At 60.5% G+C, this 23,056-nt stretch carries 25 protein-coding genes; 7 read left to right on the top strand and 18 right to left on the bottom strand.

All coding sequences use genetic code 11. The features are described 5' to 3' along the window. Window positions 1-133 precede the first annotated feature (133 nt). From DXD48_RS04695 to DXD48_RS04670, 6 genes are all read left to right on the top strand, one after another. Window positions 134-646 carry a DUF2975 domain-containing protein gene (locus tag DXD48_RS04695; RefSeq protein WP_006235293.1) on the top strand — a complete coding sequence of 171 codons (513 nt, stop codon included), beginning with the start codon at window positions 134-136 and terminating at the stop codon, window positions 644-646. A 9-nt stretch (window positions 647-655) separates the two neighbouring features. Continuing rightward, complete coding sequence (locus DXD48_RS04690) at window positions 656-907, top strand: helix-turn-helix transcriptional regulator (protein ID WP_006235292.1); 252 nt, start codon at window positions 656-658, stop codon at window positions 905-907. An 18-nt stretch (window positions 908-925) separates the two neighbouring features. Next, the gene (locus tag DXD48_RS04685; RefSeq protein WP_255413113.1) at window positions 926-1,633 is read left to right on the top strand and encodes a site-specific integrase; all 708 of its coding nucleotides are present in this window, start codon (window positions 926-928) and stop codon (window positions 1,631-1,633) included. Window positions 1,634-2,029: 396 nt separating this feature from the next. Then, window positions 2,030-2,317: an ACT domain-containing protein gene (locus DXD48_RS04680; protein ID WP_006235289.1), complete on the top strand. Its 288-nt coding sequence runs from the start codon at window positions 2,030-2,032 to the stop codon at window positions 2,315-2,317. 77 nt (window positions 2,318-2,394) lie between these two features. Then, window positions 2,395-3,813, top strand: coding sequence for a citrate synthase (locus tag DXD48_RS04675; protein ID WP_117564192.1), 1,419 nt, complete (start codon window positions 2,395-2,397; stop codon window positions 3,811-3,813). 87 nt (window positions 3,814-3,900) lie between these two features. Beyond that, window positions 3,901-4,743, top strand: a complete 843-nt coding sequence (locus tag DXD48_RS04670) for a Cof-type HAD-IIB family hydrolase (protein ID WP_117564191.1) — start codon at window positions 3,901-3,903, stop codon at window positions 4,741-4,743. Window positions 4,744-4,858: 115 nt separating this feature from the next. On the opposite strand, the gene DXD48_RS04665 is transcribed toward DXD48_RS04670, so the two are convergent. The 4 genes from DXD48_RS04665 to DXD48_RS04650 all read right to left on the bottom strand — a co-directional run bounded on the left by DXD48_RS04665 (window position 4,859) and on the right by DXD48_RS04650 (window position 11,162). Next, a complete protein-coding gene (locus DXD48_RS04665) occupies window positions 4,859-5,653 on the bottom strand; it encodes a Cof-type HAD-IIB family hydrolase (RefSeq protein WP_006235286.1) in 795 nt (264 codons plus the stop codon). A gap of 198 nt (window positions 5,654-5,851) precedes the next feature. Continuing rightward, complete coding sequence (locus DXD48_RS04660) at window positions 5,852-7,672, bottom strand: adenine deaminase (RefSeq protein WP_117564190.1); 1,821 nt, start codon at window positions 7,670-7,672, stop codon at window positions 5,852-5,854. A gap of 222 nt (window positions 7,673-7,894) precedes the next feature. Beyond that, a complete protein-coding gene (gene tyrS, locus DXD48_RS04655; RefSeq protein WP_117564189.1) occupies window positions 7,895-9,106 on the bottom strand; it encodes a tyrosine--tRNA ligase in 1,212 nt (403 codons plus the stop codon). Between the two features lie 97 nt (window positions 9,107-9,203). Next, window positions 9,204-11,162, bottom strand: a complete 1,959-nt coding sequence (locus DXD48_RS04650) for a U32 family peptidase (RefSeq protein ID WP_158548929.1) — start codon at window positions 11,160-11,162, stop codon at window positions 9,204-9,206. Window positions 11,163-11,324: 162 nt separating this feature from the next. Between DXD48_RS04650 and DXD48_RS04645 the strand changes: the two genes are divergently transcribed. Then, complete coding sequence (locus DXD48_RS04645; protein ID WP_117564187.1) at window positions 11,325-13,523, top strand: transglycosylase domain-containing protein; 2,199 nt, start codon at window positions 11,325-11,327, stop codon at window positions 13,521-13,523. Between the two features lie 184 nt (window positions 13,524-13,707). Here the strand turns inward: DXD48_RS04645 and DXD48_RS04640 are convergent, their stop codons facing one another. From DXD48_RS04640 to rplO, 14 genes are all read right to left on the bottom strand, one after another. Further along, window positions 13,708-14,145 carry an arginine repressor gene (locus DXD48_RS04640; protein WP_006235280.1) on the bottom strand — a complete coding sequence of 146 codons (438 nt, stop codon included), beginning with the start codon at window positions 14,143-14,145 and terminating at the stop codon, window positions 13,708-13,710. 132 nt (window positions 14,146-14,277) lie between these two features. Beyond that, complete coding sequence (locus DXD48_RS04635; protein WP_158548928.1) at window positions 14,278-15,276, bottom strand: glycosyltransferase; 999 nt, start codon at window positions 15,274-15,276, stop codon at window positions 14,278-14,280. A 203-nt stretch (window positions 15,277-15,479) separates the two neighbouring features. Next, window positions 15,480-16,304, bottom strand: a complete 825-nt coding sequence (truA, locus tag DXD48_RS04630) for a tRNA pseudouridine(38-40) synthase TruA (protein ID WP_117564185.1) — start codon at window positions 16,302-16,304, stop codon at window positions 15,480-15,482. Window positions 16,305-16,396: 92 nt separating this feature from the next. Continuing rightward, window positions 16,397-16,879 (bottom strand): 50S ribosomal protein L17, encoded by a 483-nt coding sequence (rplQ, locus tag DXD48_RS04625; RefSeq protein ID WP_089573564.1) that lies wholly within the window; start codon window positions 16,877-16,879, stop codon window positions 16,397-16,399. Window positions 16,880-16,909: 30 nt separating this feature from the next. Continuing rightward, a complete protein-coding gene (locus DXD48_RS04620) occupies window positions 16,910-17,851 on the bottom strand; it encodes a DNA-directed RNA polymerase subunit alpha (RefSeq protein WP_006235276.1) in 942 nt (313 codons plus the stop codon). A 32-nt stretch (window positions 17,852-17,883) separates the two neighbouring features. Beyond that, on the bottom strand, window positions 17,884-18,480 hold the full coding sequence (gene rpsD, locus DXD48_RS04615; protein ID WP_006235275.1) for a 30S ribosomal protein S4: 597 nt from the start codon (window positions 18,478-18,480) through the stop codon (window positions 17,884-17,886). 19 nt (window positions 18,481-18,499) lie between these two features. Next, window positions 18,500-18,904 carry a 30S ribosomal protein S11 gene (rpsK, locus tag DXD48_RS04610; protein ID WP_006235274.1) on the bottom strand — a complete coding sequence of 135 codons (405 nt, stop codon included), beginning with the start codon at window positions 18,902-18,904 and terminating at the stop codon, window positions 18,500-18,502. A gap of 14 nt (window positions 18,905-18,918) precedes the next feature. Continuing rightward, on the bottom strand, window positions 18,919-19,293 hold the full coding sequence (gene rpsM, locus DXD48_RS04605) for a 30S ribosomal protein S13 (RefSeq protein WP_022094275.1): 375 nt from the start codon (window positions 19,291-19,293) through the stop codon (window positions 18,919-18,921). Between the two features lie 14 nt (window positions 19,294-19,307). Continuing rightward, the gene (gene rpmJ, locus DXD48_RS04600; RefSeq protein WP_006363204.1) at window positions 19,308-19,421 is read right to left on the bottom strand and encodes a 50S ribosomal protein L36; all 114 of its coding nucleotides are present in this window, start codon (window positions 19,419-19,421) and stop codon (window positions 19,308-19,310) included. Between the two features lie 150 nt (window positions 19,422-19,571). Next, the gene (gene infA, locus DXD48_RS04595) at window positions 19,572-19,790 is read right to left on the bottom strand and encodes a translation initiation factor IF-1 (RefSeq protein WP_035137443.1); all 219 of its coding nucleotides are present in this window, start codon (window positions 19,788-19,790) and stop codon (window positions 19,572-19,574) included. Between the two features lie 104 nt (window positions 19,791-19,894). Next, complete coding sequence (gene map, locus DXD48_RS04590; RefSeq protein ID WP_117564184.1) at window positions 19,895-20,683, bottom strand: type I methionyl aminopeptidase; 789 nt, start codon at window positions 20,681-20,683, stop codon at window positions 19,895-19,897. Then, the gene (locus tag DXD48_RS04585) at window positions 20,680-21,306 is read right to left on the bottom strand and encodes an adenylate kinase (protein ID WP_117564183.1); all 627 of its coding nucleotides are present in this window, start codon (window positions 21,304-21,306) and stop codon (window positions 20,680-20,682) included. The genes map and DXD48_RS04585 overlap by 4 nt, the downstream gene beginning before the upstream one ends. Window positions 21,307-21,324: 18 nt before the next feature. Continuing rightward, the gene (gene secY, locus DXD48_RS04580; protein ID WP_089573561.1) at window positions 21,325-22,611 is read right to left on the bottom strand and encodes a preprotein translocase subunit SecY; all 1,287 of its coding nucleotides are present in this window, start codon (window positions 22,609-22,611) and stop codon (window positions 21,325-21,327) included. Further along, window positions 22,605-23,054, bottom strand: coding sequence for a 50S ribosomal protein L15 (gene rplO, locus DXD48_RS04575; RefSeq protein WP_006235267.1), 450 nt, complete (start codon window positions 23,052-23,054; stop codon window positions 22,605-22,607). Before rplO ends, secY begins: the two co-directional genes overlap by 7 nt. Window positions 23,055-23,056: the final 2 nt, after the last annotated feature.

The raw sequence follows: 23,056 nt of genomic DNA, 5'->3' as shown, positions 1-23,056 counted from the left end.
CCAACCTTAACCTCATCCAGTCGGAATAGAGGGGCCGAACAAAATGCTCGGCCCTTATTACTTGCCGGCAAAGTCAATTTAACATAAACTGTTAAAAAGTAACCTGAGTTTTTTAAATTCTTCGGAGGTTATTATGAGTTCCGACAATCGCACTCCCCGGCTTCATTCCTTCCGCATCGCATGTGCGATAGCCTCTGCGACCCTTTGCGCCACCGCCATCGCACAAGTGGCGTTCTCCTTAAAGCCAGCAATCGAAGTGCTCGACAACCCTGTAATTGCAGACTCCCCCGCGTATCCAGCCCTTGCGATCTCGACATTGGTCCCTGCCGTCATCGGTATCGCTACGACCATCCTCAGCGCCGTTCTCGTGTGGACGATCAAGAGCGGAGACCCCTTCAAGAAAGGGTCTGCGACATGCTTGAAGGTGCTCGGCATTCTCTTCGTTGTTCAAGCTGCCACCAGCCTCTACGCCGGCTCACTCAAAACCTCCGTTTCGATGTTTGGCGGCGAGGGGGCCGTCGGCGCCCAAGAGATCGCTTCATCATTCGATTGGACCTCTCTGGTTCTCGGCATCGTCCTGTTCATGCTTTCCCAGCTCTTCTTGTACGCCCGAGAGCTGTACCTCGACTCCGACGAGATTGCGTAAGGAAACGCCATGCCCGTAATTGTTCGCCTCGACAAGATCATGGCCGAGCGAAAGATTTCCTCGAACGAACTTGCCGAAAGGATTGGAACCACGCCCGTGAACCTGTCCCGTATTAAAAAAGGGCATATTCGCGGCATTCGCTTCAACACACTCGAGCAGCTATGCCTCGCCCTTCGTTGCCAACCCGGAGACCTTCTCGAAGTCATGAGCGAAGAGGATGCCCGAAAGGAGTTCGGACTCGATTGGTCCGCCGAGGATTAGAGGGCGGTCGTACTCGCCCTGCACACGGGGATGCGAATCGGCGAGGTCTGCGGCCTTCGGTGGTGCGATGTGGATTTCGAGACGGGCCTGATCTCGATCAGACACTCGGTGGCGTACGCGAAGGGAATGGGTTCGTTCATCAAGGACACCAAGACCCATGACGCCAGGGGTATCCCCATCGACCCGGTCGGCCTACTCCCCATCCTGAAGGAGACCCACGAGATCGACTGCGGAAAGCTGCGCTTGCGCGGCCTTACCGGAGCGGTCGAGATCGGGGACTGCTACATCCTGTCGGAGCCGGGCGCGACCTTCGCGACGACAAGCTATATCCGCAGGGCGTTCAAGACGTTCTCGGAGACCAACGGCCTCATGGGCACCAACGACGAGCTGATCACGTTCCACGGCCTTCGCCACACGTTCGCAACGCAGTGGATCCGCCAAGGCGGCGATATCAAGGCGCTCCAATCGATCCTCGGCCACAAGGACGCCATGGCGACGCTCAACGTCTACGCCGACATCGAGCCCATCTCCAAAATCCATAACATGCTGCGCGCCACGCCGTGCCTTTGGCGCGGGCACCTCGGGCCGAGGGTCGATCCGGGTCCCATGTTCCAACAGAGGATCCAGGAGTCCATCGAGACGCTCCAGGCGTTCGGCTACGGCATCACCGAGCCGGACGACCGAAATATCGCCATACGCGACGTGAAGACGAACAGTTGGCTCTAGCTCACCGAGTACGCGGCAGTGCTGGGCCCATCCCAACTGAGGTCACGGTGGTCCGATAGGGGCGCCGCCCGCGGCATGCGCCGCGGAGCGGTATCCCCTACCGAAGGGCGGGGATGCCCTCCGCTTCCAGTTCGGAATCAGCCGTCGGAGGCGTTCGGCTGACTGCGGGAACGGCCTGTCCGCTCAATGTGTTCGGCTGAGATCGGAAATCAACCCAACACGAGCCGGACACGCGCCAGACGGCTCTTCCCCGTGCGGCCTAACCCCTTACGCTCATGTTGCAGGCATGTAACGCCGCAGCGAGCGCGCCTTTTTTGCGCCAGACAGGTACAATGATGAACACTGTACCGTAGCGGAGCGCCCCGCGCGCGCCGCGACCACGCGAAAGGGTTTCCCATGGCCGAGATCTCGTCCTCCCGTATCGTCATCACCGTCCTTGGCAAGAACCGCCCCGGCATCGTCGCCGGCGTCACCCGTGTCCTGGGCGAGGCCAACGTCGACATCCGCGACATTACGCAGTCCATTATCGAGGACATCTTCACCATGACCATGCTGGCCGACACCGCTGAGTCCAAGCTCGATTTCGCCGAGCTGCAGAAGGCCCTGGCCGAGGCCGGCGAGCTTTCGGGCGTCAACGTGTCCATCCAGCGCGAGGACGTCTTTAACTTTATGTACCGCCTGTAGCGAACAAGCCGCTCGGGGCAGCTTGACGTCATATCGTCCAAGCGCGCCGCCCCAAAGCGGACCGGAGAGGAGCGCACATGGCCTACGACGCCAAGAAAATCTACTACCGCTTCGACGATCACCTGAGCCGCCTGGTTCTGGATTACGAGGCGAGCCGCCAGATTTCGTCTGAGAGCGAAAACCTCTACCACGGCCTGCCGACCGACCCTTATGACGAGGGCCTGTTTGTCGAGCACAATGTCAAGCGCGGCCTGCGCAATGCCGACGGCTCGGGCGTGGTCGCGGGTCTCACTCGTATCTCGGATGTGCACGGCTACAACAAGGTCGACGGAAAGGTCGTGCCCGATCAGGGCAAGCTCACGCTTCGCGGCTACAGCATCGAGGATCTGGTCAACAATGCCCAGGCCGAGAATCGCTATGGCTACGAGGAAGTCGCCTATCTGCTTATCACGGGTTCGCTGCCCAACAAGGAAGAGCTCGACGGCTTTTGCGAGCGCCTGGGCGCCTTTAGACATCTGAGCGACGAGTACGTTAAAGAGTTCCCTATGACCACGGTATCGTCGAGCATCATGAACGTGCTCCAGCGCGCCGTACTGCTGCTCTACGCCTTCGATGCCGAACCAGACGTGATCACGCCCGAGCACGAAATCGACGTCGCCATTTCCATGCTCGCACGTCTCCCGCGCATCGCCGCCTTCGCACACATGGCCTCGGTCGCCAAGCTTCGCGGCTCCGAGGTTCACGTGCCGCACCCTACGCCCGGTCTCTCCACCGCCGAGACCATCCTACAGGTCCTGCGCGGCGGCATGGCGTTCACCCGCGATGAGGCGATGCTGCTCGACGTTATGCTCATGCTGCATGCCGAGCACGGCGGCGGCAACAACTCCACCTTCGCTTGCCGCGTGCTGTCGTCTTCGGCCACCGACCCGTATTCCGCCTACGCCGCGGCTATCGGCTCGCTCAAGGGCCCGCGCCACGGTGGTGCCAATGCCAAGGTCGTGTCTATGCACGAGGACATCCGCGCGCATGTCTCCAACTGGGAGGACGAGGACGAAGTCGCGGCCTACCTGGGCAAGATCCTCGACAAGCAGGCCTTCGACGGCACGGGCCTCATCTACGGCATGGGCCACGCCGTCTATACGCTCAGCGACCCGCGCGCCGAGGTCTGCCGTCGTTACGCGCGCTCGCTGGCAGCCAAGAAGGACTTGGGCGAAGAGTTCGCGCTCATCGAGCGCATCGAGCGCCTGGCACCCCAGGTCATGCGCGACCACGGCATGACCAAGCCCATCTGCGCCAACATCGACCTGTACACGGGCTTTATCTACAAGATGCTCGGCGTGCCCGAAACGCTCTTTACGCCGCTATTCGCCGTCGCCCGCATGGCCGGCTGGTCGGCACACCGCATGGAAGAGCTCTTCTGCGCGCACCGTATCATCCGCCCCGCCTATCGTCCGATGATCGAGCCGCTGGAGTACAAGCCGCTCGCCGACCGCTAGGACGCGGACCGTTATAGAACTCGAGCGTGGCCAGGGCATCACCGCCCTCGGCCACGCTTTTTATGCCAGTAGAAAGGGCTGCATCAAATGATTGTGTTTTCCGATATGGACGGAACGCTGCTGACGAGCGATAAGCAAATGAGCGATGCCACCTGGGCGATGCTCGACGAGCTCGCACGTCGTGGCATCGAGTTTGTTCCCTGCACGGGACGTCCACTGTCGGGCATCTTTGAGCCCATTCTCGCCCATCCCGCCGTGCATTACGCGGTCTGTGCCAACGGCGCCAGCGTCTGGCAGCTCGACGAGGATACGCCCACCGACGCCTCGCGCGCCACGTGCATCTTGAGCCGTCCGCTCGACCGTGGCATTGCCCACCGCATCCATCGCATTGCCGCCGGCCACGATGTGACCTTCGATATCTTCGCGGATGGGCAGTGCTTCCTCCCCCGCTCGCTATACGGGCGTCTGGATGAGTTCTGTGGCGGCGACCCCCACATCGCGGCTTCGCTCAAGCGCACACGAACGCTGATCGACATGAATATCGACAGCAAGATCGACGAGGTCGAGGCGCTCGAACGCATCGCTATGTACTGGCACGACCCGGCCGATCGCGACGCCATCGCGGCGGCGCTCGACACGCTCGGAGGCATTGAGGTCACGCGTTCGTACGCCATGAATATCGAGGTTATGGGCGAAGGCGCCACCAAGGGAACGGCCCTCACGTGGCTGTGTGAGCATCTGGGCGAGCGTCTCGCCGACGCCTGGGCGTTCGGCGACAACATCAACGACATCCCCATGCTGCAGGCAGCGGGCCATGGCATGGCCATGATCAACGCCGAGCCCGAAGATCGCGAGGCCGCCGACGCCATCACCGAATACGACAACGACCGCGACGGCGTCGCCCGCACCATCATGGCCGCCCTCGCCTAGTCATTGGTCAGTCATGGACGTTCTTAAACGACTAGTCACTGGGGACACTCTTCGCAAAAAGCTGCAAGGACCGTCCCCCACTGTCGGCAGAAAAGGAACGTCCCCATCTGCCGGATTAGGAGAGACTCTCCAGCACGCGACGGAGCTCCTGCTGGACGGCGTGGTCGCGGTTACAACCCACCACGCGATCGGCCACCGCCTTAAGCGCGGGGCGCGCGTTTTCCATCGCGCAGCCCGTGCCGACAAAGCGAATGATCTCGTAGTCGTTCATCGAGTCGCCAAACGCCATGACCTCGTCGCGACCAATGCCGTAATGCTCCGCGAGCTGCGCGATACCCGAGGCCTTCGACACACCGGGCTGCATGGCATCGATCCACGCGTTGCCCGAAGGCGCAAAAGTAAAGAGCTGACCAAGTTCGCGCTGTAGCACGTACGCACTGTCCATAACCGCACTGTCGTCGCAAAAGATACTCGCTTTGATGATATTTACGCTGGGATCGGGCAGCTCCCAAATACGCTCGGCATTGGGAAGGTCCTTATCGACCTCACGCACGAACTTGCACTCGTCATCGAGCAGGAAGGACTTGGTTCGGTCAAAGAGCGCAAGATGCAGATTGGGAAACGTCCTGACGGCTTGGGCGAGCCTTCGAATCGCCAGGTGGGAATACACCTCACGGTCTACCATCTTACCGTCGGCGTAGACTTGGGCGCCGTTAGCGGCGACAAAGTCCATCTTGTCGCGAACGGGCGCAAAGAACTCGCACAGGCGATCGTAGCGACGACCTGACGATGCGGCGAAATGCACGCCATGCTCGTGTAGCGCCAGAATCAGTTCGTAGGTCTCGGGAGGCACCTGGCCGTTTTCGTCAAGCAGTGTGCCGTCCATATCGGATGCAATCAGTTTAAACATAGAAAAGCTCCCTTCGGGCTTGTTGGAATCGAACGTGTATCCGATTCCAACGTACCCAAAGGGAGCTCAAATAAGACTCCGCGGGCGTAAACGTTACAAGGACCTGGCAAATAGCTCACACATGCCAGAGGTCTCACGGTCGCGGCGTCAGGCGACACGCCACCCCGACGGCTAGTCGTTTAAGAACGTCCCCGATGACTAGTCGGCGTAGGTGAAGGTCGTGACGTCGAACATGCCCTCGGGGCGGATGCGGAGCGTCGGGATTACCGGCAGGGGCAGGAAAATGATGCCCATGATGGGGTCGAGCGGCGGCTCGATACCCATGGCGCGCGCCTTGACCATAAAGTCGTCGTGCTGCGCGGCGACATCCTCGGCCGTGCCCTCGCTCATAAGGCCACCGAGCGCCAGCGGAATGCGCGCCACGACCTCGCCGTTGCGCACCAGCACGTGGCCGCCCTGGCCCACGGCCTCAACGGCAGCCATCATATCCGCCGCGTTGTCGCCCACCACGCACACGTTGTGCGAGTCGTGGCCAATCGTGGAGGCAATGGCGCCACCCGTGATGGTAAAGCCGCGCACCCAGCCGCGACCGATATGCTTGCCAACCAAGCCCAGACCCGCGGGGCCGTCACCGTCGGCGCCCTCGGCCTGCAGCGACACGCCGCGGCCGTGGCGCTCGATCAGCATAATGCGGCGCAGGCCCTCGGCACTCTCGGGGCGAGCCATACCTGTGATAGCCATACCCGGGATGACATCGATAACGGCCTCGCCCGGCTTAAAGGCATAGTCAAACACGTCGAGCGAAAGCTTCGGCAGCTTAACGGAGGCGCGCAGCTCATCGGCAAGGGCCGCAACCTCGGCCATCTCGGGTGCGATCTCGCCCACAAAGGTGCCATCCTGCGCCACCAGAGCACCGGCGGCATATACGCAATGCGGAGCCGTAGCAAACGTCAGGTCATTGAGCACCAGCAGGTCGGCACGCTTGCCCGGGGCAATCGCACCACGCAGCTCGTGCGGGTCGCGGCAGCCGTGATCCAGGCCAAACGCCTCGGCCGTGGAGAGGGACGCCATAGAGATAGCGACCACGGGGTCGATACCGGCCTCAATCGCCACGCGGCAGGCATTGTCGATCATGCCAGTCGCAAGCGCATCGGAAGGGGCGCGGTCGTCAGTCGCAAAGCAGCAGCGGCGGGCGCGCGCGGGGTTCTCCAGCAGCATCGGCGACAGATTGGCCAGGTCATGGCTGCACGTGCCCTCGCGCAGCATCACGTACATGCCACGAGACAGTTTATCGAGCGCCTCCTCGGGAATCGTCGACTCGTGATCGGCGATAATGCCCGCCGCGGCATAGGCATTAAGGTCCTTGCCGGCAACGAGCGGTGCATGGCCGTCGACCTGCTTGGACGGCGTCTGGTTGGCAGCATCGATGCGAGCACAGGTCTCGGGGTCGGCCATAAAGACACCCGGCAGGTTCATCATCTCGCCCAGGCCAAAAACATCGCCCGGATGCTCGGCAAAAAACGCCTGCATATCGGCAGCCGAAATAACGGCACCGGCCTGCTCGTCGGGCAGCGCGGGCACGCACGAAGGCATCATGTACTTGATGGAGATGGGTGCGCGGCGGCCGTCCTCGATCATAAAGCGCAAGCCGTCGAGACCGGCAACATTGGCAATCTCGTGGCTGTCGGCAATGGCGGTGGTAGTACCGCGCGTCGCGGCCATGCGAGCATACTCGGCGGGACGGATGTTCGAGGACTCAATATGCAAATGCCCGTCAATAAAACCGGGAGCGAGATAGCGACCCTGGCAGTCGATGACCTCAGTTGCCTCGTAGGTGCCAGCAGCATCGTCGCGACCATCGTAGAGCACGCCGACGATCACACCGTCCTTGACGGCAACGCTACCGGGCGCCACACGCTGGCCATACACGTCGACGATCTGCGCATTGGTAAACAGCGTGTCGACGGGCACGCGCCCCTCGGCAGCATCGATCACAGACCTCATGACCTCAACGGACATACATACTCCTTTAACCGTAGAAAAAAGCTGCGGAGCGGACAGACCTTCACCGCAGCAAGCCAATAGCCATTGTATGCCCAAAAGAAAGTCCCGCTAACACCCCTTCCGCTTAACGGCACCGCCAAATGATCCCTCCGTCCCCAAGGGATCGTCGTAACCAAAAAGGCCGCAGTCGGGATTCCCGGCTGCGGCCTTATTGCACTTGTGAGGTCAACTCGCTCGTTAGACCAACTTAAAGCCCTTGCGCTTGCCCACGGAGAGGGTGTCGCCCAGCTTGAGGGCGCTCGGATCGATGTTGTAGCTCTTGGGAGCCACAGCCTTGCCGTTGATCTTGACGCCGCCGCCGTCGATGTCGCGGCGGGCCTGACCGGCGCTGGCCGAAAGGCCCAGGTCCTTGAGCAGGCCAGCGAGGTAAATCTGGCCCTCGTCGTTGACGGTCAGCTCAACGTGCTTCTCGGGGAAGTCGGCAAGCTGGCCCTCCTTGAACACACGGTCGAACTCGGCCTGAGCCTCGTCGCCGGCGCCAGCACCGTGGTAGGTGTCGCACAGGTCGCGGCCTAGAGCGCGCTTGAGCTCGTAGGGGTCGGCGGAGCCATCGGCCAGGGCGGCATCGATCTTGTCGACCTCGGCCGGGGTGAGCGAACTGGCCAGACGATAGTACTTGCCAATCATCTCGTCGGGGATGGACATGGTCTTGCCGAACATATCCTTGGGAGCATCGGTCAGGCCGATGTAGTTACCGTAGGACTTGGACATCTTACGGACGCCGTCGGTGCCCTCGAGCAGCGGCATGGTGAGCGCGATCTGCGGTTCCATGCCCATCTTCTCCATGAGCTCACGGCCGGCGAGCAGGTTAAAGAGCTGGTCGGTGCCGCCCATCTCGACGTCGGCCTTGATCTGCACGGAGTCGAAGGCCTGCATCACGGGGTACAGAAACTCGTGCAGGGCAATCGGCGTCTGGGACTGGTAGCGCTTGGTAAAGTCGTCGCGCTCGAGGATGCGGGCGACGGTGAACTTGGAGCACACCTGCAAAAGACCGGCCAGGTCCATCGAAAGGATCCAGTCGCCGTTGTGCACGATGGTGGTCTTCTCGGGGTCCAGGATCTTCATGGCCTGGCTCACGTAGGTCTCGGCGTTGGCCTCGATCTGCTCCTGCGAAAGCTGCGGACGGGTGGAATTCTTGCCCGAGGGGTCGCCGATCAGCGCGGTACCGTTGCCAATGATAAGGGTGACGTTATGGCCCAGGTCCTGGAACTGGCGCATCTTGCGCAGGGGCACGGCGTGGCCCAGGTGCAGGTCGGGGCTGGTGGGGTCGACGCCGAGCTTGATGTTGAGGGGCTCGCCCTTCTCAAGCTTCTTGCGAAGGTCGGCCTCGGGGACGATCTTCGCGGCGCCCGAGGTGATGATACGCATTTGCTCGTCAACAGACAGCATTGGGTATCCTCCTTTTGCCATAGCACCCTCACCGGATACGGCGGTGCTGGAAGTTCATAAACTCTCTTATGATAACCAAAACGGCGCGGCCGAACACCTACGACAGGAAAATCCTCGTCCTGCCGCACGCATCAACGGCGACCGGCAGGCGCATGCCGTCGCGCTCGACCAAATATCGTGTTTGCTGACGGCGCGAGCAGTCACGGCAACGGATCTGCCCCGTTGCATCCGTGGCGCAGGCGCCCTCGGCAGTCAGCAAGCAGTGCTCGCACACCATGAGCTCGGGACGGTCGGCATCGACAGGCCCCAAGACACCGGGACAAGCGGCAAGCTCGGCAATACGCTCCGCATCATTGCCGAGCAACTCGGCCGGCAAGTACACCCGCCCCGCACCGAGTCCGCGCAGCCAGGTAAGCGTGGCCCGATTCGCGCAGAACACCGGCGCCGCCACGTCAAACGTCACGCCCAGCTCGCGAGCAATCACCACCTGTCCCAGGTTGCGGCAGACGACGCGCCCGGCACGCTGCATCAGCGAGCGGGTCCGGTCAGCGTCACCCGTGCGGCACACCTCGTCAAGCACCACAACGGTGTCGGACAAATCGAGTTCTCTGCGCGGGTCGGTATCCATCAGCTGCCAAGCAAAAACCATGCGAGCGGGAACCGCGCACTCCACCAACTCCGGCGACGCACCGCTATCCACCGCAACGTCCTCAAAGGGCAGCACCTCAACGGCACGCGCAACGGGCGCAATCGCATCCGCCTCGGCCCGCATGCGCTCCAACACCGCCGCCGTCTGATCCAACACGCCGGCGCTACGAATCAGGTATACCTCGCAGCCCGCGTCCACCTTACGCTTGCAATGCACGACGACGCGCTTCCCCGCTGCGGCATCCACCGGGCAGGGCACCTGCGGCCAGCGCTTGGGCACATCGGGACGCGCGTCGACACCCGGATAGAACCGAATCTCGAGCGTGTCACCCGCCGCCACGGCGGCATCGAGCTCAACGGTCACCTCTTCGTGGCCCACAGCGACCAAGCGCCCCACGCGCACGCCCTGGTTAATTGCACGCTCAAAGCTCATCAGCTCGGCACCCGAACGCCCTCGCAGGTACGCATCGGTAAACCCACGGTTAAACGACCTTCCCAGCTCGCGCTCAAGCTCTTCCACGGCACCGGGGTCCCACGCGCCGTCGCGCAGCATATCGAGCGCCCGGCGCCAAACCCGCACCACGTTGAATACGTAATCGGGGTTCTTCATGCGTCCCTCGATCTTGAGCGACGCAACGCCAGCATCTACAAGCTCGGGCAGATGCGCAATACCCAGATAGTCATGCGGACACAGCAGACGATCCCCCTCAACGGCGACAACGCTCTGCCCCGCCTCGTCCACTAGGTCGTACGCCAGACGGCACGGCTGCGTGCAGTCGCCGTGCATCGCCGATCGTCCACGCCGCAGGGCCGAGAACTCGCACGCCCCCGAATAGCCGATGCAAATCGCACCGTGGCAGAATACCTCGATGGGCACGCCCGTGGCACATAGCGCCGCAATCTCGTCGACCGTCAGCTCGCGTGCCGTCGTCACGCGCTCGACCCCCAGCTCATCGGCGGCAAGCCGCACGGCACCCTCGCTATGAGCGCCCGCCTGCGTGGACAGGTGAATCTCGACCCCGGGAATCGCCGCGCGCAGCGCGCAGGCCAACCCGGCATCGGCGACAATCAGAGCATCGGCGCCCAGCTCCAGTGCATGAGCTCCCAACGCCACCGCGTCGGACAACTCATCGTCAAACACGAACACGTTGAGCGTTACGTACACACGCACGCCATGGGCATGCGCCACGGCGCAGCCGCGCGCAAACTCGTTATCCGTAAAGCCATGGGCGCTCACACGGGCGTTAAAGCCGCCCAACCCCGCATAGATGGCATCGGCGCCCGCGGCGATGGCCGCAAGCATCTGGTCGAGCCCGCCCGCCGGCGCCAGCAGCTCGGGCAGCGCCGCACCGGCAGCATCCAATCCAGTCTCGTATTGTCCGCTCGGCCCCATCGTCCGAATCGCCATCGACAAACTCCTTACCAAGGTATGCATTCACTCTGAAAAATGCCGTCTTCCAGCATACACGAGGCCTCGCGCGCCCCGTTTGGTTTATCGTGTAATAACTTATGTCCATCCTGCCCCGACGGCACATCCACCGTCTGGCACGACATACCTGGAGGTCAATATATGGGTCCTCGCCAACGACAGGGACACAGCCGTTCAAAGACGCACGCCCTGCCCATAATCCTGCTCTCGTTTTTGGGCTTTCTGCTGATTGCGGGCGTGGCGTTTGGCATCGGCATGCTCGGTAACGTCAACCGCTGGCTGTCCGATCTGCCCGACTACACCGACGCCAACGCGTATCTGGTGAGCGAGCCCACCGAGATCGTCGACTGCAACGGCAACAAGATCGCGAGCTTCTACACGCAAAACCGCAAGTCCATCACCAAGGACGAGGTCTCCCCCTACGTGCTGCAGGGCACCGTTGACGTCGAGGACGAGCGCTTCTACGAGCACGGCGGTATCGACCTGTGGGGTATCGCGCGTGCTGCGGTGGCAACCCTCGGCGGCGGGCACGAAGGCGCCTCGACGATCACCCAGCAGCTTGTGCGCAACACCATCCTGCAGGAGGAGCAATTCGACTCGACCATTGAGCGTAAGGTGCGCGAGGCCTACATCGCTATCAAGATGGAGGACATGTACTCCAAAGACGAGATCCTCATGATGTACCTCAACACCATCTATTACGGCCACGGCGCCTACGGCATCGAGGCCGCAGCCGAGACCTATCTGTCCAAGAGCGCCGCCGACCTCACCCTGAGCGAGGCCGCGCTGTTGATCGGCCTTCCCAACTCGCCCTCGCAGTACGACCCCACGGTCAACCCCGACCTGGCGCTGTCCCGTCGCAACAAGGTCCTCGACAACATGTTGCGCCTGGGCCACATCACCCAGGAGGAGCACGATGCCGCACAGGCCGAACCCATCACCCTCAATGTGACCGAAATCTCGGGCAGCGGCGTCGACGTATACTCGCAGCCCTACTTTGTCTCCTACGTCAAGCAGCTGCTGGAGCAGGAGTTCTCGACCGACGTGCTCTTTAAGGGCGGCCTGACCGTCAAGACCACCATCGACCCCACGATGCAGCAGGTGGCAGAGAATGCCGTCCGCGAGCAGCTCGACACGCTCTCGCTTGGCGGCCTGGACATGGGCATGGTCGTCGTCGACCCCAAGACCGGCTACATCAAGTGCATGGTGGGCGGCTACGACTACAACGCCGACGAGAACCACGTAAACCATGCCACGGCCAAGCGTCCCGTCGGCTCCACCTTTAAGGCCTTTACGCTGGCAACTGCCATCCAAAACGGCATGAACCCCAACGTCACCCTCAACTGCAACTCGCCGCTCAAGGCCAAGGGCACCACGACCGAGGTCCAAAATTACGCCAACCAGAGCTATGGCAACATCACGCTTAAGCAGGCGACGGCATACTCCTCCAACACCGGCTACATCCAGGTGGCGGAAGCCGTCGGTAACAGCAAGATCATCTCGCTCGTCAAAAAGCTCGGCATCGACCCCGCCAAGGACAACATCGAGGACGTTCCCGTCATGACCCTCGGCACCGGCTCGATCTCGCCGCTCGAGATGGCCGCCGCCTACGCGACGTTTGCCAACGGCGGCTACTATCGCCAGCCGATCGCCATCACCGAGATTGACTCTCGTACCGGTTCGGTGCTGTACCAGCACACCGACAATCCCTCACAGGTGCTTACCGAGGGCGAGGCCGCCGCGGTCACCGATGTTCTGTCCGGCGTCATGAAGGGCAGCGGTACGGGTGCTGCCGGCGCTCTGAGTGTCAACCAGCCCTATGCCGGCAAGACGGGCACCACCGACAACACCACCAACCTGTGGTTCTGCGGCTATACCCCGCAGCTGGCGTGCGCCCTGTGGACCGGCTATTCCGCGGGCGAGATCCCCATCCAAAAGTACGGCACGGACCTGCTGGGCGACAGCACCAACCTGCCTGTCTTTAAGCGGTTTATGAACACCGTTCTGACCGGTACCGAGCGCGAGGAGTTTGCGACCGGAACGGCGCCCACCTACAAGAACAACAGCGTCTGGAAGTTCTACGGCACCAACAACACCAAGAAGTCGGAGAACGACGACAAGGACGAAGAGGAAGAGGAAACCACCACAACGACTACCACGACGACCACGACCACCGAGACCACGGGCGGCGACACCACCGGCGGCACCGGTACGACCGGTGGCTCGACGGGTGGCTCCACTGGTGGTTCGACCGGCGGCGATGGCGGCACGCCTACGCCTACGCCTACGCCTACGCCCACTCCCGACCCCTCGCCCACGCCTGACGATACGGTCGGCTAAGAAGTACGCGACTAAAGCCAACAAGGCCCCGAGCAGCTTATTGAACTGCTCGGGGCCTTTTAGTTTGAAGCGACCTGGTGGGCGGTCTTTATACCGGCAAACAAAAAGGGGTACCGACCAACGTCGATGCCCCTTACAAGCCACTATGTCAGCGCACACAATGCCGAGCGCACGACCCGCACACCTACTTGCGAGAATTGCTCAACTTATTGATCAGCGCCTCGAGACGCTCGCCGTCCTCGGCCGTCTGGGCAATAACCAAAATCGTATCGTTGCCGGCAAGCGAGCCAAGCACATCGGGTAACTCTGCCGCATCAACGGCGGCGGCGATGCCGGAAGCCGTGCCAGGCTGAGCCTTGATCATAACCAGATTATCAGTACGCAGAACGCCCGTTACGAGCTCGGAAACCATACGCTGCAGGTGCAGGTCCTCTGCCAGAACATAGATGCCCTCAGGGAGCTTACGCAGCCCCATATCGGCAATATCGCGAGAGACAGTCGCCTGCGTGCAATCAAAGCCCATAGCACGGAGCTCATCGACCAGCACGCGCTGCGTGCGGACATCCTTATTGCGCACAATATCTCTAATGGCATCCTGGCGCCCATTGCGTTTTTTAGCCATACAAACCCTCTCTCCAAAAGATGGCGGAGACAATCAATCAGTGATTGAATAGTTTAACGCTATTTGAAGGCTTTTGTGTATAAGAACGCATTTCGAAACAATTCTATGCAAGTTTGTTTCGTAATGAGCCGTTTAGGCGGTTTTTGCGCCCGTCCGGTTAAGAAAAGCTGCCAGATGCGTACACATCACGCAGCGCGCGGGCTTGGCGCTGGCGATCGGCCCAAACAACAGACCGAGTCCCCGATGGTTATCCTTGAGCGCGGCGACCATCTGACGGGTTCGAGGCGCCTCGAGCATATCACGCATGCGGGCGGAACGCTCGATTGACGACACCCCATGCGGGCTCAGACACAAATTCTCGATGCAGGCGACCAGTCCGGCAAAGTAGAACTTTTGGCTTGCCAGCTTGAGCCGACCACCGCTATCTGCTTCCGAGAGTGAGTCCGCAAGCTCGTCGAGCGCTCGAGTGTCATCGGATATCCTGGCATACATGGTGGGATCAAAGGCATCTGTAAGCTTAGGTGCCGCCGCGTGGAAACAAGCGTCGCCGCAGCCGGACACGAATCGTGCCTGCGAGAGCGCATAAGCCATAAACTCAACCGTACGGTACGCCTTGCCGCGCGACAGGCATGCCTCAAACAGCGGACGGCTATACATCACGCCAGAGGTCTGAGCGACTAGGCCGCCCAAAATCAACTGGGGCAGCCCAGTCACCATAGAAGACTCGTCTTCTATGGCAATAGAGGCAGCATCCAAGACGCGCGAATGACGCTCGCGATGCGCATCGTATCGATCGAGCGACACCGAGGGGAGCACAATGTCTGCCGCAGTATCGCACGCGATATCGACCATCTTGGAAAGGGCCTGCGGAGCAAACCACTCATCGGCGTTCATGACGATGATTTGAGAGCCGCGCGAGGCATCAAAACCGGCACGAAGACAAGCGCCGCGCTTCGCGTCCTCGACGTCAATCAAATCAATATGGATGTCCCTGTCGGCAGCAACTTGAAGCGAATGGCGCACACCGGGCGCAGCATCGCGGCAGACAACGACAATCTGCAAATCGTAGAGGTCTTGGTTCTGGATACTCTCGAGCGCACGCATCGCATAGCTGGGCGAACCTTCTACCACAAGGATCACCGAAAGTCGCGGATGCGAACCACGTCGAACCAAGTTTTCCATCCTCTCGATAGCACCAAATCAAACTGTCGTTCATGGTACACCCGAGCTATAAAAGCAACGAGCCGCCTAACATGTTGCACGCCAAGAACAGATGTTGCACACGCGCAGCTCACACATAGTATGTGCAAGGCACAGACGCGCCGAGCACTCCCCTAGTCGAGAACGACAAGCTCGTCGGGGCCGTAATCCACACCCATAAACGTAAGGCCGCAGGCAGGCGCCGTGGGACCCGCAGCGGTTCGGTCACGGGCGTCAATAACCTCGCGCATCCACTGGGGATCGCGACGATGCATGCCAATCTCCACGAGCGTTCCTACAATGGTACGCACCATCGAGTGCAAAAACGCATTGCCCTCGATAGTGAAGGTCAGGATATCCTCGCCAAAAGCGACCTCGTGGCCAAACTCCGCACGCATCACGCAGCGGTGCGTGGGCTTGCCCACAGCAGAGGCAACCTTGCAAAAGCTCTTAAAGTCCTGCTCGCCCAAAAGCGCAGGGCAGGCGGCCGCCATCGCATCTACGTCGAGGGGATAGCGATGCCACCACACCGCACCGCGCGAGAGCACGGGGCGCGCATCGCGATCGGCAATACGGTACGTATACGTACGGGACCGCGCGTCAAAGCGGGCAGAAAAGCCCCTACGGGCCTTGTAGACCTCGTTTATGGCGATATCTTTGGGCAGGAGGGCATCCATAGCCCTCAGCCACCTACGGCGCGTACACGCGAGCTCAGCGTCCGTAACGGGCACGCTGATGTACTGAGCCACGGCATGCACGCCGGCATCGGTACGCCCCGCACACGTCAGATCGATCGGGCGGCGAAGCAGCGTCTCGATGGCTCGACGTAGCTCACCCGCAACCGTCGTCTGTCCCGGCTGCTCGGCAAATCCGCTATACGACGAGCCATCATAGGCCACGCGAAATACGAGCGTGGCGTCAAGCTCGGAAATCGAATTGAAATCAGACGGCGCAGTCATGGGCGCTCCCAACAAACAAGCAACGGTATCGCGACAAAAAAAGAGGGGTACGCGAACGTACCCCTCGAATATAGCCTATGCAGACGGAATGTCTACTCAGCGGTCTCCTCAGCAGGAGCCTCCTCGGCAGCGGTCTCCTCGACAGCCTCGACCTTCTTGGGAGCAGCGGCCTTCTTGGGGGCCGGAGCAGCCTTCTTGGCCTTAGGCGTGCAAGGCTCGGTGACGAGCTCCATGATAACGATGGGAGCGTTGTCGCCCTTACGGTTACCGAGCTTCATGATGCGGGTGTAACCGCCGTTGCGGTCCTGCCACATGCCCTGAGCAGCCTTGTCGAAGATCTCGGCAACGAGCTGCTTATCGCCGAGCTTGGCGATAGCCAGACGACGAGAGTGCAGGTCGCCCTTCTTGGCCCAAGTGATGATCGGATCGACGACCGAACGCAGCGCCTTAGCGCGGGTCTCGGTGGTCTTGATGCGGTCGTTCTCGAAGAGGGCCTTAGCAAGGCTCTTCTTCATGGCCTTGGTGTGGCTCGCATCGGTGCCGAGCTTCAGGCCCTTCTTAACGTTGTGACGCATGGTCTAGTTTCTCCTCAAATATGCGAAGCATTAAGCCTTCAGGCTCAGGCCCATGGACTCAAGCTTGTCCTTCACTTCCTCGATCGACTTAACACCGAAATTACGGATGTTGAGCAGATCGTTCTCCGAGAACTCAACGAGCTGACGGACCGAGTGAATGCTGGCGCGCTTAAGGCAGTTGTAGGAACGGACGGAAAGGTCCAGATCCTCGATCTGCTTGTCCAGCTCGGCGTTGTCGTTGGTGACCTCGGGAGCGAAGATCGAAGCCTCCTCCTCGACCTCGGGGGTCTCGGCAAGGTTCATAAAGGCGGCCATATGCTGGTTGATGATATTGGCAGCCTGGACCACGGCGTCGCGCGGGGCGATGGAGCCGTTGGTCTCGATCTCGAGGACAAGGCGGTCGTAGTCGGTATGCTGACCGACACGGCAAGCCTCAACGAGCTTGGCGCAACGGGAAACCGGCGAGTACAGCGAGTCGACATGGATCACACCGATGGGATCGTTGTCGCGCTTGTTGGCCTCGCCAGAAACATAGCCGCGGCCATAGCCGATGCGCATGCTCATGGTGAGATGGCCACCCTCGGTGAGCGTAGCGATGTGCTGCTCGGGGTTGACCAGCTCAAACTCGGACGGAATAAAGAAGTCCGCACCGGTGACCTCGCAGGGGCCGTCAACCGAGATGGTGGCGGTCGCCTCGTCGGTCGTGCCGAGAGCCCTGAAGACAAGACCCTTGACATTCAGGACGATGTCGGTGACATCCTCGACCATGTTAGGGATGGTCATGAACTCGTGCTGCGCACCATCGATCTGAATAGCCTCGACGGCGGCACCCTCGAGCGAGGACAGAAGAACGCGACGAAGGGAGTTACCCAGCGTATCGCCGTAGCCACGCTCGAGCGGCTCGACGGAGACACGAGCAGACGTCTCGTTGATCTCTTCGACCTGAACCTGAGGCCTAATGAATTCTGACATGTATTACCTCCAGCCTCAGCAGCCCGGATGGACTACTTAGAGTAGAGCTCGACGATGAGCTGCTCGTTGATATCACCGCTGATCTGCTCACGCGTCGGCAGAGCGAGCACGTTACCAGACAGCTTCTCGATATCGACCTCGAGCCAGCCAGGGACCTCAAAGCGCTCGGAGGAAATCAGAGCCTCCTTGATGGGGAGGAGGTCACGGAACTTCTCGCCGACAGCGACGACGTCGCCGGCCTTGACGCGGTAGGACGGGATGTCCACGCGCTTGCCGTTCACGGTGAAGTGACCGTGACGGACGGACTGACGAGCCTCTTTGCGGGTGCGGGCGAAGCCAAGACGGAAGACGACGTTGTCGAGGCGAGACTCAAGGATGATCATGAGGTTCTCACCGGTGACGCCGTTCATCTTGCGGGCCTTGTTGAAGTAGCCGTGGAACTGCTTCTCCAGAACGCCATAGATGAACTTGACCTTCTGCTTCTCGCGCAGCTGCATGCCGTACTCAGATTCCTTGCGACGGCGCTTGGGCTGACGGATAGATTCCTTCTTGCTGCTGTAACCGAGCTCAGCGGGATCGATCCCGAGCTGACGGCAGCGCTTAAGAACAGGAGTCCTGTCGATTGCCATATTGATACGATCCTTTCAGTTACACGCGGCGACGCTTCTTGGGGCGGCAGCCGTTGTGCGGAATGGGGGTCTTGTCCTGGATGCTCGAGACCTCGAGGCCAGCAGCCTGGAGGGAGCGAATGGCGGTCTCACGACCGGAGCCGGGGCCCTTGACGAAGACGGAAACCTTCTTCATACCGTGCTCCATGGCCTGCTTGGCAGCAGCCTCGGCAGCCATCTGGGCAGCGAACGGCGTGGACTTACGGGAGCCCTTGAAGCCCACCTGGCCAGCCGACTTCCAGGAAATGACGTTGCCCTGGGGATCGGTGATCGAAACGATCGTGTTGTTGAACGTAGAACGAATGTGAGCCTGGCCCACGGAAATGTTCTTACGGTCCGCGCGCTTCAGACGGGCAGCGCGAACGTTCTTCTTAGCAGTAGCCATCTATCTAGCGCTCCTTATTTCTTCTTCTTAGCACCGATCTGACGCTTCGGGCCCTTGCGGGTACGAGCGTTAGTGTGGGTGCGCTGGCCGCGGACCGGGAGGCCCTTGCGGTGACGAAGGCCGCGGTTGCAGCCGATGTCCATAAGGCGCTTGACGTTCTGGTTGCGCTCACGGCGGAGGTCGCCCTCAACCATGATCTGGTTCTTATCGATATAATCACGGATGGCGTTAACCTCATCCTCGGTGAGGTCCTTAACGCGCGTATCCACGTTAACGTTGCACTCGACGCAGATCTTCGTCGCAGTGGTGCGGCCGATGCCGTAAATGTAGGTCAGACCGATCTCAACGCGCTTCTCACGCGGGAGGTCGACACCATTAATACGGGCCAACGTAGTCTCCTCTCTTAACCCTGACGCTGCTTATGACGGGGGTTCTCGCAAATGACGAGGACCTTGCCATGGCGCCTAATGATTTTGCACTTATCGCACATCTTCTTGACCGAAGGACGTACCTTCATCGTTCTTCCTTTCGGTAGCGCTCAAACTACTTCCCTACTATCTACTCGCCCAGCCGCAGGCGTTTAAAACTATGGCTGGTCTTCACACACAATCCGACCGTAGGTTGAGCTAAGCCTGCAGTCGGAAATGGAGTGCGCGTATGCGTGCCGCTATTTGTAGCGATAGGTGATGCGGCCGCGGGTCAGGTCGTACGGGGAAAGCTCCACGACAACCCTGTCACCGGGGAGAATACGGATGTAATTCATTCGGATCTTGCCAGAAATGTTGCACAGAACCGAATGACCGTTCTCGAGCTCGACCTTAAACATGGCATTGGGCAGCGGTTCCTTTACCGTACCCTCGAGCTCAATTGCGTCTTCCTTCTTCACAAGCAATCATCTTTCTCTAGAAAACGACAGCGATTGAGTATTCTACAACACGTATGCACGCATCGTAATAACTTCGTAATGGCTCCACAACTAAGTGGAACTTGTTACATTTCTCCGCCTTGGAGCGAACACCAAGCACCTTGGGCATCCGTGGTGATAATCACCGGACCGTCATTGGTAATGGCGACGGTGTTCTCGTAGTGTGCGGCGGGCAGGTGGTCGTTGGTCGTAACAATCCAACCGTCGGAGCCCGTGCTCACATGGTTGGAACCCATCGTAACCATCGGCTCGATGGCAATGACCATGCCGGCCTGGAGGCGAACGCCCCTCCCCTTCTTTCCATAGTTAGGAACGTTGGGGTCCTCGTGCATCACGCGGCCAATGCCATGGCCCACATAGTCACGAAGCACGCCGTAACCGTGAGACTCGGCGAGGGACTGAACGGCGTAACCAACATCCCCGATATGGTTACCGGGAACAGCCTGCTCGATGGCAGCCTTAAGGCAATCGCGCGTGACCTCGCACAGGGCCTTGGCCTCGGGCGTGGGTGTGCCGACAAAAAACGTCCAAGCGTTATCGCCAACCCAACCGTCGACAACGGCTCCCGTATCGATGGAGATGATATCGCCATCGCGCAGGATCATGTCGGGGTTGGGAATACCGTGGACCACGGCATCGTTAATCGATGCGCAAATGGTACCGGGGAACCCGCCGTAACCCTTAAAGGCCGGGGTGCCGCCATGCATACGGATAATCTGCTCCGCGAGCTGATCGAGCTCAAAGGTCGAAACACCAGGGCGCACCATGGCTCCAACGTGGCGGAGCGCCATCTTAGATAGCGCTCCTGCCTTCTTCATCTGCTCGATTTGCGTTGCAGACTTAATCTTGATCATAGACCGAGAGCCTCTTTGACATCCCCGTACACGGTCTCGCGAGCCTGGTCACCGTTGACCGACTTGAGCAGACCCTGGCCACGATAGTAGTCGACGAGCGGGCTCGTGGACTTCTCGTAGACGTCGAGACGGTTCTTGATGGTCTCGGGCTTGTCGTCGTCGCGCTGATACATCTCGCCGGCGCACTTGGGGCAGGTAGCATCGGCAGCGGTGCCGGTGTAACCGCAGGCGCGGCAAGTGCGACGCGAAGACAGACGAGCGATGATGACCTCGGGGGCCACGTCGACCAGAAGGGCGCAGTCGATCTCGCGACCCATGGCGGAGAGCTCGGAATCGAGCGTCACAGCCTGGGCGGTGTTGCGCGGGAAGCCGTCGAGGATGAAGCCCTGCTGGGCGTCATCGGCAGCAAGGCGCTCCTTGACAAGGTCGATCACGAGCTGGTCGGGAACGAGCTCGCCAGCGTCCATGTACTTCTTAGCCTGAATACCAAGCTCGGTGCCACCCTTGACGGCAGCACGCAGCAGGTCGCCCGTGGAAATGTGAGCGACGCCAAACTCGGCGACGAGCTCCTGTGCGACGGTGCCCTTACCGGCACCCGGAGCTCCGAGCAATACGAGGTTCATGAGCAATCCTCCTCTAGCCTATTTAAAGAATCCATCGTAATCATACATCTTGATCTGGCCTTCGAGCTTATCGACCGTGTCGAGCACGACGCCGACCATGATGAGGATGGACGTGCCGCCAAATGCCTGGATCAGATGGTTACCCGTGAAGGAGAAGATGATCGAAGGCACGATGGCGATGAGCGCCAAAAAGACAGCGCTGGGAAGCGTGATCTTGTTGAGCGCGTTCTTGATGTAGGCCGCGGTAGCCCTACCCGGACGGACGCCCGGAATAAAGCCACCCTGCTTCTTAAGGTTGTCGGCCGTGTCATCGGGGTTGAACACCATGGAGGTGTAGAAGTACGCGAAGAACACGATGAGGACAACGTTAAGCACCCAGTTGAGCCAACCGGTCGAAAGCGCAGAGGCAACTGCCTGAATCCAGCCGATGCCGGGGAAGAACACGGCAATCTGAGCCGGGAAGTACAGCAGCGCCGAGGCAAAGATGATCGGCACGACGCCCGCGGTGTTGACCTTGATGGGCAGGTAGGTGGTCTGGCCACCCATCATGCGACGGCCCACGACGCGCTTGGCATAGGAGACCGGGATGCGGCGCTGGCCGCGCTCAAGGAAAACAATCAGCGGGATAACCAGCAGGATGATGGCGCAGATGATCACCATGGTGATGATGCCACCGGCATTACCCTCGGTGCTGGAGAAGATAGCCTGCGGAAGGCCGGCCATGATGTTCGCAAAGATGATCAGCGACATGCCATTGCCGATACCGCGCTGGGTGATGAGCTCACCAATCCACATGATCAGCATGGCGCCCGCAGTGAGCGTGCCGACGACCATGAGGTCGAAGATGATCTCGGGAGCGCCGGCGCCATTAAAGCTGATGCCGAAGCTCTTAAAGAGGAAGAGGTAACCCACGGAGTTGAGGATTGCCAGAGCCAAGGTGAGGTAACGCGAATACTGCGTAATCTTGGTCTGACCGACCTCGCCCTCGCGGGCAAGCTCATGCAGGGAAGGCACGACGGCCTGGAGCATCTGGAGGATGATCGAGCTGGTGATGTAAGGCATGATGCCCAGCGAAAACACCGACACATAGCTCAACGCGCCGCCAGAGAAAAGATTCAGGAGGGCCATAGCACCTGCGGCGACCGAATTGTTATCGGTCGAGAAAAGGCCCAGCATCCCCTGGAAGGGAATGCCGGGCACAGGAACGTGCGCACCAATGCGGTACACGACGAGCATAGCTATGGTAAAAAGAATCTTTTCGCGCAATTCTTTGATGCGGAAAGCATTCTTAAGACCATTTAGCACGGCAGCTCGACCTTTCCGCCGGCGGCCTCGATCTTGGCCTGCGCAGAAGCGCTGACCTTGTCGACCTTGACCGTGAACTTCTTGGTGAGCTCACCATTGCCGAGCACCTTGACGGGCTCGAACTCGCTCTTGGTGATGCGAGCGGCCTTAAGAGCGGCACCGTCGATCACAGCGCCATCCTCGAACTTACGCTCGAGACGCTCAACGTTAACAGCGGTGTACTCGATACGACGGGGGTTGCGGAAGCCCGGAAGCTTGGGCAGGCGCATAGCCAGCGGAGTCTGGCCACCCTCGAAGCCGGCACCCTTGGTGCCGCCAGAGCGGGAACCCTGGCCCTTCTGGCCGCGGCCAGAAGTGGTGCCGTGACCCGAAGAATTGCCACGGCCGACGCGCTTACGGTTCTTGGTGGAACCGGGCGCGGGAGTAAGATCGTGAAGCTGCATTT

The organism is Collinsella sp. TM05-37 (assembly GCF_003436455.1).
Lineage (GTDB): Bacteria > Actinomycetota > Coriobacteriia > Coriobacteriales > Coriobacteriaceae > Collinsella.
This window is presented reverse-complemented; position numbering and strand designations above follow the sequence as displayed.